The 19,227-nt window shown below is 39.5% G+C and carries 18 protein-coding genes; 11 read left to right on the top strand and 7 right to left on the bottom strand.

Translation table 11 applies throughout. The features are described from left to right. Nucleotides 1-22: 22 nt before the first annotated feature. The 3 genes from L1283_RS23415 to L1283_RS23405 all read right to left on the bottom strand — a co-directional run bounded on the left by L1283_RS23415 (nt 23) and on the right by L1283_RS23405 (nt 4,618). Nucleotides 23-1,801 (bottom strand): hypothetical protein, encoded by a 1,779-nt coding sequence (locus tag L1283_RS23415; RefSeq protein ID WP_145327944.1) that lies wholly within the window; start codon nt 1,799-1,801, stop codon nt 23-25. Between the two features lie 83 nt (nt 1,802-1,884). Further along, nucleotides 1,885-2,727, bottom strand: coding sequence for a formyltetrahydrofolate deformylase (gene purU, locus L1283_RS23410; protein ID WP_145327945.1), 843 nt, complete (start codon nt 2,725-2,727; stop codon nt 1,885-1,887). A 37-nt stretch (nt 2,728-2,764) separates the two neighbouring features. Next, a complete protein-coding gene (locus L1283_RS23405; RefSeq protein ID WP_075994179.1) occupies nt 2,765-4,618 on the bottom strand; it encodes a DNA topoisomerase IV subunit B in 1,854 nt (617 codons plus the stop codon). Between the two features lie 167 nt (nt 4,619-4,785). Here L1283_RS23405 and L1283_RS23400 point away from each other — a divergent pair, with 167 nt between their 5' ends. Both L1283_RS23400 and L1283_RS23395 read left to right on the top strand, forming a co-directional pair. Beyond that, nucleotides 4,786-5,934, top strand: coding sequence for an SPFH domain-containing protein (locus L1283_RS23400; RefSeq protein WP_286848462.1), 1,149 nt, complete (start codon nt 4,786-4,788; stop codon nt 5,932-5,934). Nucleotides 5,935-5,957: 23 nt separating this feature from the next. Continuing rightward, a complete protein-coding gene (locus tag L1283_RS23395) occupies nt 5,958-7,067 on the top strand; it encodes a zinc finger domain-containing protein (protein ID WP_145327948.1) in 1,110 nt (369 codons plus the stop codon). Between the two features lie 74 nt (nt 7,068-7,141). On the opposite strand, the gene L1283_RS23390 is transcribed toward L1283_RS23395, so the two are convergent. From L1283_RS23390 to L1283_RS23375, 4 genes are all read right to left on the bottom strand, one after another. Next, nucleotides 7,142-8,137 (bottom strand): hypothetical protein, encoded by a 996-nt coding sequence (locus tag L1283_RS23390; RefSeq protein ID WP_145327949.1) that lies wholly within the window; start codon nt 8,135-8,137, stop codon nt 7,142-7,144. Between the two features lie 34 nt (nt 8,138-8,171). Then, a complete protein-coding gene (locus L1283_RS23385) occupies nt 8,172-9,281 on the bottom strand; it encodes a hypothetical protein (protein ID WP_088162938.1) in 1,110 nt (369 codons plus the stop codon). A 10-nt stretch (nt 9,282-9,291) separates the two neighbouring features. Continuing rightward, on the bottom strand, nt 9,292-10,038 hold the full coding sequence (locus tag L1283_RS23380; protein ID WP_145327950.1) for a hypothetical protein: 747 nt from the start codon (nt 10,036-10,038) through the stop codon (nt 9,292-9,294). 235 nt (nt 10,039-10,273) lie between these two features. Continuing rightward, nucleotides 10,274-10,771 (bottom strand): cupin domain-containing protein, encoded by a 498-nt coding sequence (locus tag L1283_RS23375; protein WP_046671961.1) that lies wholly within the window; start codon nt 10,769-10,771, stop codon nt 10,274-10,276. Nucleotides 10,772-10,967: 196 nt separating this feature from the next. Here L1283_RS23375 and L1283_RS23370 point away from each other — a divergent pair, with 196 nt between their 5' ends. The 9 genes from L1283_RS23370 (at nt 10,968) to atpG (ending at nt 19,175) form a co-directional block, all read left to right on the top strand. Then, on the top strand, nt 10,968-13,193 hold the full coding sequence (locus tag L1283_RS23370) for a helix-turn-helix domain-containing protein (protein ID WP_145327951.1): 2,226 nt from the start codon (nt 10,968-10,970) through the stop codon (nt 13,191-13,193). An 83-nt stretch (nt 13,194-13,276) separates the two neighbouring features. Next, entirely contained in the window at nt 13,277-13,492 is a 216-nt protein-coding gene (locus tag L1283_RS23365) for an AtpZ/AtpI family protein (RefSeq protein WP_075994172.1), read from the top strand. Further along, nucleotides 13,489-13,875, top strand: coding sequence for a hypothetical protein (locus L1283_RS23360; RefSeq protein ID WP_075994171.1), 387 nt, complete (start codon nt 13,489-13,491; stop codon nt 13,873-13,875). Before L1283_RS23365 ends, L1283_RS23360 begins: the two co-directional genes overlap by 4 nt. 105 nt (nt 13,876-13,980) lie before the next feature. Next, complete coding sequence (gene atpB, locus L1283_RS23355; protein WP_248932536.1) at nt 13,981-15,177, top strand: F0F1 ATP synthase subunit A; 1,197 nt, start codon at nt 13,981-13,983, stop codon at nt 15,175-15,177. Between the two features lie 34 nt (nt 15,178-15,211). After that, a complete protein-coding gene (atpE, locus tag L1283_RS23350; RefSeq protein WP_021188666.1) occupies nt 15,212-15,400 on the top strand; it encodes an ATP synthase F0 subunit C in 189 nt (62 codons plus the stop codon). Between the two features lie 96 nt (nt 15,401-15,496). After that, nucleotides 15,497-15,997 carry a F0F1 ATP synthase subunit B gene (locus tag L1283_RS23345; RefSeq protein WP_046671966.1) on the top strand — a complete coding sequence of 167 codons (501 nt, stop codon included), beginning with the start codon at nt 15,497-15,499 and terminating at the stop codon, nt 15,995-15,997. Between the two features lie 29 nt (nt 15,998-16,026). Continuing rightward, nucleotides 16,027-16,569, top strand: coding sequence for an ATP synthase F1 subunit delta (gene atpH, locus L1283_RS23340; protein WP_075994169.1), 543 nt, complete (start codon nt 16,027-16,029; stop codon nt 16,567-16,569). A 54-nt stretch (nt 16,570-16,623) separates the two neighbouring features. Then, a complete protein-coding gene (atpA, locus tag L1283_RS23335) occupies nt 16,624-18,198 on the top strand; it encodes a F0F1 ATP synthase subunit alpha (protein ID WP_075994168.1) in 1,575 nt (524 codons plus the stop codon). Nucleotides 18,199-18,275: 77 nt separating this feature from the next. Next, nucleotides 18,276-19,175: an ATP synthase F1 subunit gamma gene (atpG, locus tag L1283_RS23330; RefSeq protein WP_120333225.1), complete on the top strand. Its 900-nt coding sequence runs from the start codon at nt 18,276-18,278 to the stop codon at nt 19,173-19,175. Nucleotides 19,176-19,227 lie beyond the last annotated feature (52 nt).

Below are 19,227 nucleotides of genomic sequence, written 5' to 3'. Positions count from 1 at the left end.
GTTTTTAAGCTATATCAGGGAGTTAAATATGTATGTCTTTTAAACGTAGTGATGCAAGTTCAAGCTGTCTTGGGATCGCTGCGCTGATGTTTTGTGGAATGAGCGATAAGTGTTGGGTAAGTTCGTTGTAATAGGTTATTCCAGCTTGTAATTGTGCTTTGAATTTGGCTACATATTTTATCTTTTTATCGTTCATGATATTTTTATTGTCTGCGACATATTTTTGAATATGATCGATATAAAGATTGAGTTCGTTAATTAAAATAAAAGGTCTGTTGTCATTTTCAAAAACCGAAATACGGCCATAGATGTGGTCGATCATTTCCCGCAAAGAATATTGTTTTTTGAACCAGACAAGATTTGGGCCTGGGCAGATGGATACAGCGGTCTGTTCTTTGCTCTTCTGGATATTGTACTTGAGATAGGCGGGTGCTGCGAGCCCTTCACAAAGACAGGTTTTCTCTGTAATGGCGTCGAAGGCTTTATCGTATTCTGCAGCGGACAGGTTTTGTTTTTGGAGTTCCTGGATCTTTTGATGTTGATAGACGCGTGATGCGGTGCAGATCGGTTTATCACTAAACTCTGTGTTCGAAATAAGGTATTCTTTTTTACAAGGGCTACCGGGGCGCCCTTTTTTTATACGTTCCAATCGTAGGTACTCCGCGCCACTTTTTCTGAAATTGTTAAAGGGAATTCCCAAGGGAGATGCCCCACTACAGTAGAAGTCTTCTTGCTTGGCCGTTTCCAATGCTTTTAAGGTTTCTTGATCTACCGTGGTTGCTTCGGGAACCATCAGAAATGGGGATCCCCATCCTACGGCATCGAATTCATAATAATTTAACAAGAACTGATGTTCTGAAGCAGTTCCCACACCTCCTTGAACTGTATATTTGATGATGGGGGGAGTTGTTAATGAGCGCTTTTGGGAAGTCCAATATTCGTGGTATATCTCGAAAAGTTCGGTTTTCAGACTTTCTTTTTTCTCTTTAAACTCTTGAAGGATTGGCCCCAGAAGAAAACCATCGGTTGCGAAGGCATGACCACCGCAGTTCAAACCGGATTCTATTCTGAATTCAGATACCCATACACCACGCTTAGCGAGATATTTTGCCTGGATGAGCGCCGATCGAAAGTCACTTACTTTCAAAACGACTTTTTTGTCAAATAGACCTTCACTATTTGGGAAGAAAGCCGGTAATTTAGCGAGGTAAGCGTATAGGTGTGGATTCATCCCTGCGGAAAGAATAAGAGAGGAATGCAGTGTGGAATTTGCAAAACCACGTAAGGCTGCTGAAGCATCCGAATAACGTTGATTCAATAGGTTACCATCCTGGTAATTCATTTTATCGACTTTGGACATAATATTAACATCGATGTCTCCCGCTTTGAGGTAATTGATCAATAGATCTTGCAGCTCGGTTTTAATCGCGCGATTGCTTTCAATTTCCATCGCATGATAAATTGGTTTTGAAGGGTGTGAATCGGGTAGAAGCTGAAAATATTTGGTAAGTTCGGAATTTTCGGTAAAAGGTTGACGCTTTAAGGCCTCGATTTGCCTATTGACCACAAACTGTACAAGATTGAGATAGGCCGTAATTCTTTTTGCTCGGTAATCTTCTTCTGTTTTAGCGATCGGATGATAGGAGATTTGATATTGTCCGCAGTAATAGCGGCGCATGCGCTCAATTAGTTCATCGTCAACAATAGACATTACGGAGGAGATGCCGTATTGTGCGACCTTAAGTGCGGAGTCGATGGAGAAAGCTAAGCCTAATACGGGGATATGAAAAGTATGCGTCATTCTTAAATATTTCTTTTACGAAATAATGGAGAATAACGCTGAAAAAAAGTAACGATTGTTTTATCGGGAAATGATTGTAATCACTATTCAAATACAATTGTCTTGTAGTCGTTGCGCATCACACGATCTTCGCTAAGGAGACGAATTGCTCGGCTCAAAACAGCCTTTTCTATTTCTTTTCCGGCAGTTACCATATCTTTTACAGTATAGGTGTGGTTGACATGTCGTATATCCTGTACGATGATGGGGCCCTCATCGAGTTGGTCGGTAACGAAATGCGCTGTGGCGCCGATGATCTTAACTCCTCTTGCATGAGCCTGCTTGTACGGGTTGGCACCAATAAAAGCGGGGAGAAATGAATGGTGTATGTTGACCAGTTTATTTTCAAAGGTATTGACAAACTGAGGGGACAAGATCCGCATGAACTTCGCTAAAATAATATAATCGAAATTATAGTTTTGGATTTGTGCGATCAGTTGTTTTTCGAATGTTTCCTTTGTCAGGTTTTCATGTGAGATACAATGAAATGGAATATCGAACTTTTCCGTAAAGGAGCGTAGTGATTCATAGTTGCCAATTACTGCCTGCACCTCCGCTCCCCATGTTTCGAAGTGTTGTCGTACCAAGATATCGGCGAGGCAGTGATGCTCCTTGGTCACGAGGACGACGATTTTTTTGCGGTTATTGGGGTTTATCTGTATCTGAGCGGATGGGGGAAGTACTTCGGCAAGAGAGTCGGAAAGCTGTTTCTGCTCAGGTACGATACCGTTACACACGACACGCACGAAAAATTTGTTGGCTTCTTCATCCACATATTCACGCATGGTGACAATATTGAGTTGATATTTTGCTAGCGTATTTGAAATGTTGGCGACTAATCCAACGGCATCTTGACATTGGATCAGAATTAAAGTTTGGTTGTGCATGAAAGGTGGTTGTAGGTTGCTAAAAAAGCGGGTTATTTTAACCCGCTTTTTTTGTTAGTTCTTCTTCAAGGTCAACTTCAACACGTAGATTTTCGACAATATGCTTTTGTCGGTCTGGTGTGTTTTTGCCCATGTAATATTCTAATAACTGTTGAATTTTATTGTCTTTGGACAAGATAACCGGGTCAAGTCGGATATCTTTTCCGATAAATAATCCAAATTCGGAAGGTGATATCTCACCTAAACCTTTGAATCGGGTAATTTCAGGTTTAGCGCCTAATTTTGCGATTGCTTTTTGTCGTTCTTCATCGGAATAGCAATAGATCGTTTCCTTCTTGTTGCGGACACGGAAAAGTGGTGTCTGTAAGATGGAAACGTGGCCAGCCTTGACAAGGTCTGGAAAAAACTGCAAGAAAAATGTCAATAATAACAGACGGATGTGCATTCCATCGACGTCGGCATCGGTAGCGATTACGATATTGTTGTAGCGTAACCCGTCGAGACCGTCTTCAATATTAAGTGCATGTTGTAAGAGGTTAAATTCCTCGTTTTCATAAACAATCTTTTTGGACATACCGTAGGAATTTAACGGTTTTCCTTTTAGACTGAAAACTGCTTGAGTCTGCACATCGCGCGATTTGGTAATTGAACCAGATGCCGAATCTCCTTCAGTGATAAACAAAGTTGTTTCTTGGTTACGTTCATTTTTATCGCTGAAGTGCACTTTACAGTCACGTAGTTTACGATTGTGCAAAGAGGCTTTCTTCGCTCTTTCGTTGGCGAGTTTTTTGATCCCGGCGATATCCTTACGTTCACGTTCAGACTGTAGAATACGTTTTTGAAGAGCATCTGCCGTAGCCGGATTTTTATGTAGGTAATCATCCAATGCTTTTTTGACAAAGTCATTGATAAATCCTCTTACAGTAGGACCTTCCGGGCCTACACTTTGAGATCCTAGCTTTGTTTTCGTCTGTGATTCAAAAACAGGTTCCTGGACTTTGATCGCGATGGCGCCGATGATTGATGAACGAATATCCGATGCGTCAAATTCTTTTTTGTAGAACTCTCGGATTGTTTTGACAAGCGCTTCACGGAAGGCAGCCTGGTGTGTTCCACCTTGCGTGGTATGCTGACCGTTGACAAAAGAATAATATTCTTCTCCGTACTGCTGGCCGTGAGTCATCGCGATTTCAATATCATCCCCCCGTAAGTGAATAATCGGATAGCGCATGGATTCAGCATCAATATTCCGTTCCAATAGATCTTTTAGTCCGTGCTCAGAAATAAACTTTTGCCCATTAAAGTTGATCGTAAGACCTGAGTTTAGAAAAACATAGTTCCAGATCATGTTTTCAACAAATTCAGGCCTATATTTATAATTCCGGAAAATAGAATCGTCGGGGTAAAATGTTACGGCTGTACCATTTCGTTGCGTGGTATCTTTTTGTTCATCGTTGACTAATTCCCCTTTGGAGAATTGGGCGATGCGTGTTATATTTTGACGATAAGACTGTACGGTAAACTGACTGGACAAAGCATTTACGGCTTTTGTACCGACACCATTTAAACCAACTGACTTTTGGAAAGCCTTACTATCATATTTACCACCTGTATTGATTTTAGAAACAACATCAACCACAGAACCAATTGGAATACCACGTCCATAATCGCGTACGGAAACTTTATTTTCGTTTACCGTGATATCAATAATTTTACCAGCGCCCATAACAAACTCATCAATCGAGTTGTCAACGACCTCTTTCAATAAAACATAGATACCATCATCATAGGCCGAACCGTCCCCTAATTTTCCAATGTACATTCCCGGACGAAGGCGAATATGCTCTTTCCAATCCAGGGACCTAATGCTGTCTTCGTTATATGTACTCATAAATTAATGTAGAACTTAGCTAACAAAAGTAAAAAAAATAAACTACGATAAGTAGTTTAAAAGGCTAAATTTTTTAGATATCGATAGTTTGCGTGCCGCCGGAGAAAATTGCTGGTTTGATGGGAAATGTTTACATTTAGTGTAAGTAATTGTAACGAGAATAATTTATGGGATTATTTGATAAAATCAGGAATGAGTTTGTCGATATTATCGAATGGGTCGATAATAGCACAGATACGATTGTGTGGAAGTTTCCACGGTATCAGAATGAAATAAAAATGGGTGCGCAGTTGACTGTGCGGGAAGGACAGGCTGCGGTATTTTTGAATGAAGGCGTGGTTGCGGATGTCTTTCAGCCTGGTCGCTATGAATTGACAACACAGAATATGCCGATCATGACAACCATCAGAGGCTGGAAATATGGGTTCAATAGCCCATTCAAAGCCGATGTCTATTTTGTCAACCTTCGACAATTTGTCAATCAGAAATGGGGAACCAAAAATCCTATTATGCTGCGGGATCCTGAATTTGGACCAATTCGACTTCGGGCTTTCGGTAATTTCTCTTTTCAGGTGAAGGACGTTACTGTTTTTATGAAACAGCTGGTTGCGACGACGCCTGTTTTTACTGTTGAAGATATCACAGAGCAGCTTCGAAATATTGCGGTATCGCGTGGGATGGATGCTATTGCTGAGTCGAAGATACCAGCCTTAGACCTCGCATCCAATTATGATGAAGTTTCGGCTTTGATACAACAAAAAATTGGGGTTGATTTTGATGAGTTGGGTTTGAGCTTAACGAAATTCTTAATCGAAAATATTTCATTCCCAGAAGAGGTGGAAAAAGCCCTTGATAAGCGAAGCAGTATGGGAGTCGTTGGTAATCTAGGGGCATATGCCCAGTTTCAAGCCGCTAATTCCATGGAGAAAGCTGCTGAGAATCCCAATAGTGGGGGGATCGTAGGTGCTGGATTTGGTGCCGGACTGGGAGCAGGAATGGTTGGTCAAATGGGCAATGTATTTCAGCAAAACAGCTTTGATGGGAATAATCCTACTGGTACGGGATCTGCTGCTGCATCTTCAGGGCCTGTAGGACCGCCTCCATTGCCCAAAACGGTAGCTTATTACCTGGCCATTAAAGGTAAACAGGAAGGGCCATTTGATCCGGAACAGCTGCGCGGTCTGATAAAAGACGGGACGATGACACTTGCCACCTTGGTTTGGAAAGAGGGCCTTGAAAACTGGATTGAGGCTGAAAAGGTAGGCGAATTAAAGGACTTGTTCTCGCAGAATCCGCCACCTATACCAGGAATTTAGGATAAAACGCACGACCGAGTTTTATGAGTTTTGAAGAAAAAACCTCCGAAATAGAGCAGGGGTTAAAATGCCAGGGCTGTGGTGCTATCTTGACTTATCAGCCTGGTACTTCCTATTTAGAATGTTCTTATTGTGGAACTAGAAATGAAATAGCGGACCCGATAGCGGAAAATGGCCATATTGAATCAACAGATTATAAAGTCTTTGGACAAGCAATGGAAGGGGTCGCTGATGAGCGCTATAGCTATTTGGCTGAAGTTGTGCATTGTAGTAACTGTGGCGCAAACTCGCGTTTGAATCCTCATGTTACGGCAGATTTATGTGCTTTTTGTGCTTCACCTTTGGTAATTGACCATCAGCAAAAGCGTATTGTGAAGCCACATGGTCTTGTTCCCTTTTCCGTTGATTACAAAAATGCTTTTGGGCTATTGACACAATGGGCCGGTAAGATATGGTTCGCTCCGAATGACTTTAAGCGAATTTTTAATTCAAGAAATGATCGTTTAAAAGGAGTGTATATACCATTTTGGTCCTATGATGCAGATGTACATTCTGATTACGTCGGGTCACGTGGAGAGTATTATTATTTGACGCGTACAAGACGCAATTCGGATGGTGAGACGGAAGAATACGAAGAAAGACGAACAAATTGGTATCCAGCTTCAGGTAGTATCTATAGTCAATTTAAGGATATTGTCATTTCGGGATCAACATCTCTTCCCGAAAAGTTCTCTGATAAAATCGGACCTTGGAATTTGGGCTATCTAAAACCTTTCAATGAGCAATATTTAAGTGGCTTTATCGCTGAAACTTTTAGTGTGGATCATGTAAAAGCGGCGGAAACTGCCCGGGCTATTATGGATCGGGAAATCGAACGTCAGGTTGAGGATGACATCGGTGGTGATACACAGGATATTGATTCTATTGATAGCGATTTTAAATCCATTAAATTGAAGTATATTCTTTTACCTGTATGGTTATCTGCATATCAGTATAAAGGAAAGAGTTATCAGATCATGGTCAATGCATTTAACGGTAAAGTTTATGGACAACGACCTTATAGCTTTTGGAAAATCGCTTTTTTAGTATTGGCGATCATTATTGTTTTATATCTCTTGAGTTTTATGGGATAACAAAAAAGGTTGCAAAAAAAAAGCGCTGTTCTCTTTTATTGAGAAAAGCGCTTTTTTTATGCTAATCGTCTTGACTATTTGTTTAGTGAAAGTAGGAATCCGATCGTGAAATTGGCATCCCAATCAAATACGAAGGTGTCGCAATTGGTTGCATCTTTAATTGCTTTATAGATGTTGACACCGCTCTTTGTTTTTACTTTATCTGTTTTGTAAGATGCTGGATCGTTCAAAACCGTAAAACGCTCTTCACCTTGGCGTGTCTGTGATGCTAGTTCAAAAGGAACCCCGCCTATAATAAAACAAACCTCTCTTTTATTTGAAGGAATTTTCTCGCCTAATTTTTTTACTTCTGTATAGACAGCGTCATCTTTAAGGTCTTTTTCATAATATTTTGCACCGGGTGCTTCTACCGATTTTGTGTCACCGTCAATCCAGGAAATTTTGGTGTTACCGGAGCCAATGTCAACAACAAATGAATTATCTTCGTAAGCTTTCGGTAGGACAGATTTTAACGCTAATTTTCCTTCTTGCTCCGCTGTAACCAAGTTGACCACAAAGCCCATTTTTCTTAGTTCAGCACTGATAACTGAAGTTTTAGGTTCTTTTTGAGCTCCGGAGCTAATGACGAAATGTATGTTTTTGGATTTGACGCCTTTGTCGAGCATCATGCCTATATAATCTTTTAATCCTTTACGGATGTCTTCCGTATTTGCCAATCCTTCGTAGGCAAATGACTTTCCAAAGTCTTTGGAAATGATCTCCCAGCGATTTTCTTTGTCCATATTGACGACAAAGGAATTGAAACCCGAAGCGCCCACTTCAACGACACCCTTGTATTCGCCGTCGACTGGTTTTTCGGGTTGATAGTTGAATGAACGAGTCGTTTCTGAGCCTGATGAAGGTGCGGCCGCATGACCATTATTGCTTGTTGAATCTGTTGTTTGGACTGTCGAATTAGCATCAAATTTGCCCGATTGAATGGCCCAATAACCGATTGCGAGAATAGGTAAGGCGATGATAATTGCTTTGATTGGCCATCTTAATCTTGCCCATGTTGATTTTTCTTCCATAATGTTCGTATAATAAGTTTGATTTTAGTTAATATTAATCGAGTAATGTAAATCCTTTATCTACTTTTTCTTCGGGTTTGAGTTCATAGCTGGCATCGGCCATTTGCGTTACGTTTAATACATTTAGATTACGTTCGTCAACTTTGCGGATAAACTCTTCCAGTTCACCTTGAGTAGGCGTGCCACCCACGGTGATGTTGTTGTTTTGATCCAAGAAATCAAGATTCGATCGGATAGAGGCAATATTTTGACTGATGGCACCTGTTGCTGCATTCATGGCCTCTTGAAATGCCCAACCATCTTTGATATTGAACACATCGGCTAGGCCATCGGTGGCATTTTTCATCTTTTGAGTGGCTTCTAGCTTCTTGGAAATAATGGAAATGCTGCTATCCAAGGTGCTGACATAGATACGCGCTGCGCTTTCATTATCTTTTAGGACTTCCAATACTTTTGCAAATTGATTGGCATATTGGACATAACTGCGCGCATTTTGCTCTTCAGATTCACCTTCTTTTCCCAATAGAAATGCTTTGGTACGTGTTTCTTTGGCATCTCTTGCATAAGCATTTGCCTTCTCTGCATTATTTTTGCTCGTTTCCTCCTTTGATTTCTCGTCGAGATTAGCCGCTTCAGCGGTGAAACGTTTCGCATAGGTGTACTTCTCTTCGGCTGTTTTTTGAGCAGTTTCACCGCTTTGAATCATGTCGATGCGGACACCGTCTACATTGCTGATTTTTTCCTTCACGCGTTTCAGGGTGTCTTTTGCATCTCTTGATAACAGTTGTAAGGTTTCGATAGGGTTATTTCTAATGATGGATTTTTCACCTTTAAAAAGTAGGACGGTTCCCAATCGGTGCAATAGTGCAATGATCTTTGGGGCTAGCAATAATAAGGTAATCAGGATTATACTGAATATCACAAAAAGTATACTTTTTCCGGCATATTCCAGCATAATCGGTAAGTACTTGAAAAAAGCAAAGGCTCCACCAAGTAAAAGTGCCCAAAAGAAGATCGACGAAGCTGTCTTCTTCGCTTCTGGTGATTTTAATTGTGCAGGCAGATGATCGCCCAGTACTTGAAATATCGGAAGTTGCGTTTTTATCTCAGCGGGAATATTAACATACTGATCTTTTCTTTCCATTGATTTATTTTTATGTTATTGATTGATTAATCATATGCAATGCAGTGTTGATTTCGGTGACCACTTCATCAACGGCCGCGTTGCCGATGTTTATTTTTTGTTCGATATCTTTAATTCTTGGTTCGTACTTTTCATTAATTTGACCCAAAGCGAGTTGTTTTTTCTGTAGGTCATCTTGCAATTTGGCGATATTATCCGTTATTGTTTTGATTTCAGTGTTCAGATTTGCAATCTCCATGGTTCGGTCTTGTTCAGTCTTTTTCTTTTCAGCCTGTTTTTGTTCCGATTCTTTGGCAATGGTTTCTTTCAGTTTATTAGCATAATTTGTGCCAGTTGCTACCAGTTTATCCTTGGTTAACGACCTGTCTACAAATTTCAGTGAAGTATAGGCTGCTTTTAATGTGTTTTCCTCTACTTTTCCCATTGCGGCAGCAGCATTCCATACTTCGAAAAAATCTACACCCTGTTCGTTGAGTTTTTCAAGAATGGCATAGACCTTTAATTTCATTTCTTTGAGGTCGGTTGTTCCGTCATTGGCTGTTATAGGGATTGGGGGCGGTGTTTTTCCAGTTGGAGCCTGGACCGTCGGCGATGAATATGCCGGTGGTACCTGCGGTCTTTCAGGAGCGGCATTAGTGGTCGGAGCCGGTGGGGCTTGTGCCGGCGGAGTTTGCTGCGGCTGATCGTCCTCAAAAATTAATTTCTTCAGACTGTTTAATATACTGGATCCTCTTTTAGTATCGTCGTTGCTCATCATGTCATAGTTGATTATATCTCTACTAAAATAATAAAAATTAATATTCTCTTCTAATGAATTGCGTTATGGAACACCTGAAATGGACATGGGGTGGAGGAGCTTGGATAAAAGCGATGAAATGCAAATTAGGGAGAGTGAATCGGCTGCTATGGCGCTTTATGTTTGGGGTAAAAACAAAGATTCCCAATTGTTGATTGGGAATCTTTGTTTGGGCGGTAACGGTCTTGTGGGACTATTATCTGCCAAAATCATCTTGTACGCGAACAATATCGTCTTCATCAGAAGGATTGTTGGCATCTGTGTGCTGCCAGATCTCGGCTAAAATACCGAAGCCATCCAATCCAATTAAACGGTGACGTTGCCCTTGACGCAATCTAATCGTTTCGCCTTCTTTCAATGTTGAAACAACCGATTCTTCATCTGTGTCAGAAACCATAACGCCTACGTTACCTTGGATAACACGCCAGATTTCGGCACGACGGTGGTGATATTGCCATGAAAGTCTTTTCTCTGGTGCAACAATTAAAATTTTTGGACTTAATTTCCCTGAGATTCTTAATTCTTGTACATCCATTCCGCCGAAGTACTCATCGGCAAATTCTTGTGCTTGGGATTCGTCGATAACGAAAAATCCTCCCCAAGGGCGTGCAGCATCTGATTTATCAATACGAAAACCTTTGGATGTCAGCATTTCCTGTACTTTTTCAAACAATGCGATTTTATCTATAGCCATATTAAAAATTCTAAAAATTTGTTATTCGTTAATTCAGTTGCTAAATATAAAAAAAATCCATTAATATTTTAAGTTAACCGTTTTAGCTTTATCTAAATACGTTATAATGGAGCTGTTTTGGATATCCCTAGCTATAATATGTCGCGTGAAGTTAAAAATGAAATTGCTAATTTTGTGATCAATCTAATTTCAGGATATGTCAAACTTTCAAGTCGATCGGGAAAATACTGCATTTATGCAGGCTGTTGCTTTTGTTAACCAAACGAACCAAAACATATTTATAACAGGAAAGGCTGGTACAGGAAAAACGACGTTCTTGAAGTATATTCGTGAGCATAGCTACAAGAAGATGGCTATTACGGCACCCACGGGCGTCGCAGCGATGAATGCGGGCGGAACCACTTTACATTCTTTATTTTGGCTTCCATTTGGAACCTTTATAGAAGATTATGAATTACGTTGGGACGAGCAGGATAGTCATATTTACAATAAATCACGTTTATTCAGTACGATTAAATTGACCAAGCAGCGCAGGGCTATCTTGCAGGAACTTGAGCTTTTGGTGATTGATGAGGTTTCAATGGTCCGGGCAGATACATTGGATGCGATTAATGTGATCCTGCAATCTGTTCGTCGCGATATGCGGCCTTTTGGTGGTTTACAAGTATTGTTTATCGGAGATTTGTATCAGTTGCCACCAGTAGTGAAAGACGCCGAATGGAATGTTTTACGGGATCATTATTCTTCTGTTTTCTTCTTTAACGCTAAAATTTTAAGGGATAATCCGTTGGTGATGTTAGAGCTTAATAAAATCTATCGTCAGCAAGATGAGGGTTTTATTTCCATATTAAATGCCATACGAAACAATCAATGTACCAGTGACATGCTCACGACCTTAAATGGTTACTATCAGCAGGACTTTGTTCCAAATGAAGAGGAGCAGTATATTACATTGACCTCCCATAATCGAAATGCTGATGAAATAAACGGAGCCAAGTTGGCCTCATTATCAGGTAAAATGTTAAATCTTAAGGCTGTTGTCAAAGATGATTTTGCGCAGGGGTCCTACCCTGCTGAAGAAACGTTGTCTTTAAAAATAGGGGCGCAGGTGATGTTTATTCGAAACGATTCGGGAGATGAACGTAAATATTACAATGGAAAGATCGGTACGGTAAAGGACATCGATACGGTACAGGGCACAGTAACAGTTACATTTCCTGATGGGTCGGAATCTGTAACAGTAAAAAGGGAGACCTGGGAGAATATTCGGTATAATTACGACAAGGGGCAAGATCAGATTAAGGAGGAGATATTGGGTACATTTTCGCAATTTCCACTTCGACTGGCCTGGGCTATCACCATTCATAAAAGCCAGGGCTTAACTTTTCAAAAAGCAATCATCGACGCAGGGACCTCTTTTGCCGCGGGACAGGTGTACGTTGCATTGAGCCGTTTAACGAGTTTAGATGGGCTTGTATTAAAATCGATCATCCCTTCTTATGCTATCCGTACAGATTACCAAGTTGTCGAATTTGCGCAGCGTGCTCAGGGACAGGTTGATGTAAATGAGATTTTGGAGCAATGCCAGCGGAATTATCTTGGCCAGATTTTAATGCATGGTTTCCGTTGGGACGGTCTATTGGCCGAGACTTCGGAGCTGCTGAAATCACTTGAAGAGCGTAATATTGATGGAAAGGAACAAGCAGTACTATTCTTTCAACAATTGGTCAAGCACCTTCAGACCCAGGAGAAAGTTGCACATAAGTTTATTGTTGTATTGTATGATTTGTTGCGGGATAAAAACGCGATCGACTATGATGTCATTTGTGAACGTTCTACTGCTGCGGTCAATTGGTTTTTACCGAAAATGGATGTAGATCTGATTGAGGCCTTAACCAAACATATTGAAGAGTATCAGATACGAAAACGTACGAAGAAATATATTGATGAGTTAAAAGCACTATTGCTTGATTACAAGCGAAAACGCGAGCAGTTGCAGCATTGTCTGCTTATTGCTGAAACGCTTTCAAAACGGGAAGATTTTCAAACAGCGATGCTCGATGTTGCTGCCAGTGTGAAGACCAAAGAAAAAGACGAATTGGCTGCACAAAGTGCAGATGAAGAAGGACCTAAGAAGTTGGATACAAAGGAGATTTCCTTAGAAATGTTTAAGGATGGGATGAGTATTGCTGATATAGCTGTTAAGCGCGGGATGGTCGCTGGTACGATATATGGACATTTAATTAACTTTGTTGGTACGGAAGTGGAAGCAACAGAGTTGATCGAGCAGGATAAGTTGGATCGTATTCTTGGTGTTATTCGTGCAAATCCGGATAAGTCTTCTTCGGAACTTAAAATGCTTTTGGGGGCAGATATTGATTATCCGGATATTAAAATTGGACAAAAAGTTTTGGGATTGTAGGCAATAAAAATTTATAGCGTATATTTGTAACAAATTGTGTGATATAGTTTGTTGAAAGCCCATTGATAACCTTAAGATTGCTTATGGAAAACAAGAAAGATCCTAACAAGTGGCTGGTGCTGACGACTATTTCAACCCAGATGGTTTTTACCATTTACGCATTTTATTTATTAGGGGATTGGCTGGACGGTAAGTTTCATGCTGAGAACCAACTATGGATGAAGATCTGTACTCTTGGAGGGATTGGAATTTCTCTATATCAAGTCATTAGACAAGTGAATCGATTAAACGATAGATGATAGTATATATAAAGCAGGCCCTTATTTTATTTTTTGTTGCGGTATTAATTTTTGCCGTTCATTTCTTTTTGTTAAAGTCTTTTGATGGTATACATTCCCTGGAAGATCTACATTTTCCATTGTATGAAATTTATATTTTTCAACTGATATTATCCGTGATCATCATGGTGGGGATAAGTTACTGTTCGCAGAAATTTCCGCAATATGTTGGTTTTGTTTTCTTGGGATTATTGACTTTAAAGTTTGTCCTAAATTATGTTTATATCCATAATGGGTTGGCAAAACCGCAGGCTGATATTTTAAAATATAACTATTTGATCGTTGTCGTTTTATTCCTTTTTTACGATGTTATATTTGCTTACAAGGCTTTAAACAAATCCTAAGGGAGAAAACGATAGTTTTTTCAAAAAAATGTAATATTAAAGTAGCTTTTGTGCTTTATATATAGTATTTTCGCAAAAAATTTTAAATAACATAATAGTAGTATCGTGAGTCTTAAAAGAACACTTCAATTTTTAGCAGTTATTCTGTTTGCAGTTGCGCCATTTTTAACAAAGGCGAATGAGGATGCACACGGAGAAAAATCGCAGGCTGAGGAAATCAATAGCCATATTGAGCATCACTTACAAGATGATTATTATTTTAGCTTCTTTTCGGATGAAGAGACAGGTAAACATTATGGTTTTTCATTGCCGGTAATTTTGATCGATAATGGCTTGAAAGTTTTTATGGCTTCGGCATTCGATCACGGTAATAAAGTTGCTGAGGTTGGCGGTCAATATTATGCATTGTATCACGGGAAAATTTATAAGACTGATGCTACTGGTAATTTGACTGGTCATGAGTATCGTAAAAATGCTGATGGTAGCTATGTTATGACTATAAATGAAGATGGAAAAGAAGAGAAAAAGGAATTTGAAACTTCCTATGTGATTGGTTCTCATGAAATTCATGATGCTGTCGATTTTCATCCATCTGTAGCGATGCCTTTAGATTTTTCGATCACTAAAAGTGTTGTTGGTTTGTTTTTGGCTGCATTTTTAATGTTTTGGGCATTTATTAGTTTGGCTAAAACATATAAAAAAGGTGCTAACAATTTACCTAAAGGTGTTGGACGTGTATTGGAGCCTTTGGTTATCTATGTACGTGATGAGATGGCTATTCCAAACATTGGTCATCGTTACAAGGAATTCATGCCTTATTTATTGTCTGTATTCTTTTTGATCTGGATTTTAAACTTGGTTGGTTTGACACCACTAGGGTTTAACGTTACAGGAAACATTACAGTAACTTTATGTTTGGCTCTTTTTACATTCTTAATTGTGAATATCAAAGCAAACGCAAACTACTGGAAGCATATTTTTTGGATGCCAGGAGTTCCGGTTCCATTTAAATTTGTTTTAGCGCCAATTGAGGTATTGGGATTGTTTACAAAACCATTCTCTTTGATGGTACGTTTGTTTGCAAATATTACAGCTGGTCACACGGTCGTAATGGGACTGATTGCAATTGTTTATTTATTGCAGCATCAATTGACAGTAGTAGGTAGTATCGGTGTTTCCATGTTCTTGACAATCTTCTTGATGGTTATCGAATTATTGGTAGCATTCTTACAAGCATTTATTTTTACGATGTTGTCATCCTTATTTATCGGTATGGCTGTTGAAGAACATCACGATCATTAATTAGTAAATTTTTTAATTATTCAAATCATACATTATGTACAATTTAATTGGAGCCGGTTTAATCGTTATCGGTGCAGGTTTAGGTTTAGGTAAAATTGGTGGTTCTGCAATGGAAGCTATCGCTCGTCAACCAGAAGCAGCATCTAAAATCCAAACTGCAATGATTATCATTGGTGCCTTACTTGAAGGTTTAGCATTCGGTGCTTTATTATTAGGTAAATAGTCACAACGGTTTTATGGTATAACCTGCAACGGTTGGTTGCAGGTTGTATTATTCCTGAATCTTAAAAAATAAGAATTATCATTATATAGTATAACAATGGATAAATTAATACATTCGTTTTCGTACGGTTTGTTTTTTTGGATGGTCATCGTCCTTGTGGTTATTATCTTTTTATTAGGTAAATTCGCATGGAAACCAATTGTTGATGCCCTAGACGAACGTGAAAAAGGTATTGCAAGTGCTTTGGAGGCTGCTGAAAAGGCTAAATTAGAGATGGCTCGTTTGACAAATGAGAACGAACAATTACTAAAAGAAGCTCGCGCAGAACGCGATGTTATCCTTAAGGAAGCAAAAGAACTTAAAGATAAGATTGTAGCCGAGGCAAAAACTCAGGCACAGGCTGAAGGTGCAAAATTGATTGCACAAGCAAAAATCGAGATCAACGAACAAAAGAACAAAGCTTTGGCAGAGGTTAAGTCTCAGGTTTCTTCTTTGTCTTTGGATATTGCTCGTAAAGTGTTAAACAAAGAATTTGAGGACCAAGGAAAGCAAGAAGCTTTAGTAGCAGATTTGCTTAATGACGTTAAATTGAACTAATCCGGTCACTCAAATTACGAAATAGAATTATGTCAGTATTTAAAGTAGCATCAAGATACGCTAAGTCATTAATCGACTTGGCTAGCGAGCAAGGCTCACTGGAAACAATCAAGGCGGATATGGATTCATTCATTGCTGTTTTAAAATCCAGTACAGAATTGCAAGCTGTTTTTGCCAATCCTATTGTTCCTTTGGACAAGAAGAAAAACATATTGGATGCGCTATTTAAAGATAAGATCAATCCAAATATCTTGGCATTCTTTAAGATCATGATCAATAAAGGTCGTGGCGAGATTGTTTATGCCACTGCTCAAGAATTTATTCGTGAGTACAACGAGGTAAAAGGAATTGTGAAAGCTACAGTTACATCTGCAGCGCCGCTTTCTGAAGCTAATTTGGCAGCGATGAAAGATGTACTTGCGAAAGAAACCAACGCTCAAGTGATATTGATCAATAAAGTTGATCATAGTTTGATCGGTGGATTTGTAGTCAATATCGGCGATCGCCAAATTGATGCAAGTATTGCTGGTAAGTTGAATAAATTGGAAAGATATTTGAATCAGAATAATTAATTTGTTCTGATACTTGAAGTAAAATAAATCAAAAAACCCCTTATAATAATTAAAATGATAGAGGTAAGACCAGATGAAGTTTCGGCAATTCTAAGAGAGCAATTGTCGGGCTTTAAATCAGAAGCCGAACTAGAGGAAGTGGGTACCGTACTTGCTGTGGGTGACGGTATTGCTCGTATTTACGGCTTAACTAAAGTTCAGTCCGGTGAGTTGGTTGAATTTGATAACGGATTACAAGGTATTGTATTAAACTTAGAAGAAGACAACGTTGGTGTTGTACTTTTAGGTCCTTCTGATGAGATCAAAGAAGGAGATACTATTAAACGTACCAACCGTATTGCATCCATCAAAGTTGGTGAAGGCTTGTTGGGACGTGTTGTAAATACTTTAGGTCAACCAATCGATGGTAAAGGACCTATTCAAGGAGATTTGTATGAAATGCCTATCGAGCGTAAAGCTCCAGGTGTTATCTACCGTCAACCGGTAACTGAGCCATTACAAACAGGTATCAAAGCGATCGATGCGATGATTCCAGTTGGTCGTGGTCAACGTGAGTTGGTTATTGGTGACCGTCAAACAGGTAAAACAGCTGTTTGTATCGATACAATCTTGAACCAAAAAGAATTCTATGATGCAGGAGAACCTGTATTTTGTATCTACGTTGCCGTAGGTCAAAAAAATTCTACAGTTGCGAATATCGTGCGTACATTGGAGGAAAGAGGTGCTATGGCTTATACAGTAGTTGTTGCTGCATCTGCTGCTGATCCTGCTCCACTTCAGTTCTATGCGCCAATGGCAGGTGCTGCTATCGGAGAGTTTTTCCGTGATACAGGCCGTCCAGCATTGATCGTTTATGATGATTTGTCTAAACAAGCGGTAGCTTACCGTGAGGTTTCGTTATTGTTACGTCGTCCACCGGGCCGCGAAGCATACCCAGGTGACGTATTTTATCTACACAGCCGTTTGTTGGAGCGTGCAGCGAAAATCAACTCTTCAGATGATATCGCACGCAATATGAATGATCTACCTGAATCGATCAAACACTTGGTGAAAGGTGGTGGTTCATTAACTGCGCTTCCGATCATTGAAACCCAAGCTGGTGACGTTTCAGCGTATATCCCAACCAACGTAATTTCAATTACAGATGGTCAGATCTTCTTGGAGTCTAACTTGTTTAACGCAGGTATCCGTCCAGCGATCAACGTAGGTATCTCTGTATCTCGTGTAGGTGGTAATGCGCAGATCAAACCGATGAAAAAGGTATCCGGTACATTAAAGTTGGATCAAGCTCAGTACCGTGAATTGGAAGCTTTTGCGAAATTCGGTTCTGATCTAGATGCTGCTACTAAATCTGTCTTGGATAAAGGTGTTCGTAACGTTGAGATCTTGAAACAAGGTCAATACTCTCCGGTTTCTGTTGAGAAGCAAGTGGCGATCATTTATATCGGAACTAAAGGTTTATTGCGTAATGTTCCTGTAAATAAAGTGAGAGAATTTGAAGAAGAATTCTTGACTCAATTGGAACAACGTCATCCAGAAGTATTGTCAGCTTTTAAAGCGAATAAGTTCTCCGATGAATTAACTGCAGTATTAGAAACAGTAGCTAAGGATTTAGCATCAAAATATTAATAGTAATGAGTATTTGGTATTGAGTCTATCGACAAGGCTCGATACTCAATACTAGGTACTTAATACTTAAAACAAATATGGCAAATTTAAAAGAAGTAAGAAACCGGATTACCTCGGTATCATCAACACAGCAGATCACGAAAGCTATGAAAATGGTTTCGGCTGCTAAATTGAAGCGCGCTACTAACGCTATCTTACAATTGCGCCCATATGCGAATAAACTAAGAGATATTTTGGCGGATGTTTCTGCGAGTGTTGAGGGAAGTAACTCTCCTTTTACAGTAGACCGCGAGCCAAATAAGGTGTTGATCGTTGTTGTTTCTTCTAATAGAGGTTTGGCTGGAGCATTCAACGCAAATGTTATCAAAGCGACTAATAACTTGATCTTTAACAAATATGCCGAGCAACATGCAAAGGGTAATTTGAGTATCATTGGTATTGGTAAAAAGGGTTATGACTTCTACTCGAAACGTAACTTCAATATGGTAGCTAATCACTCTGATTTGTTTTCTGATTTAAATTTTGGTTCTGTATCTGTGGTGACTGAATTTATCATGGAACAATTCAAAGAAGGTAATTTTGATCGTGTTGAAGTGGTCTATAATCAGTTCAAAAATGCAGCAGTTCAAGAGTTGACTGCAGAGCAGATTTTACCATTATTACCTGCGGAGGAAAACAAGCAACATACGCATAAAGCAAAAATAGAAGCTGAGGTGGATTATATCATCGAGCCTTCCAAAGAGAAGATTATCGAGGAGTTGATTCCTAAAGCAATCAAGATTCAATTATACAAAGCTGTTTTAGATTCGAATGCCTCTGAACATGGAGCACGTATGACGGCAATGGATAAAGCTACAGAGAATGCTGGTGACTTAATCAAATCACTTAAGCTATCTTACAACCAGGCACGTCAAGCTGCAATTACAACAGAATTGACGGAGATCGTATCTGGTGCAGCAGCATTATCAAACGGATAATTTTTTTATTCCGAAATATATAGAAAAAGGGCTAATCACACATGATCAGCCC

This window comes from Sphingobacterium sp. HSC-15S19 (assembly GCF_050433745.1).
Lineage (GTDB): Bacteria > Bacteroidota > Bacteroidia > Sphingobacteriales > Sphingobacteriaceae > Sphingobacterium > Sphingobacterium siyangense.
This window is presented reverse-complemented; position numbering and strand designations above follow the sequence as displayed.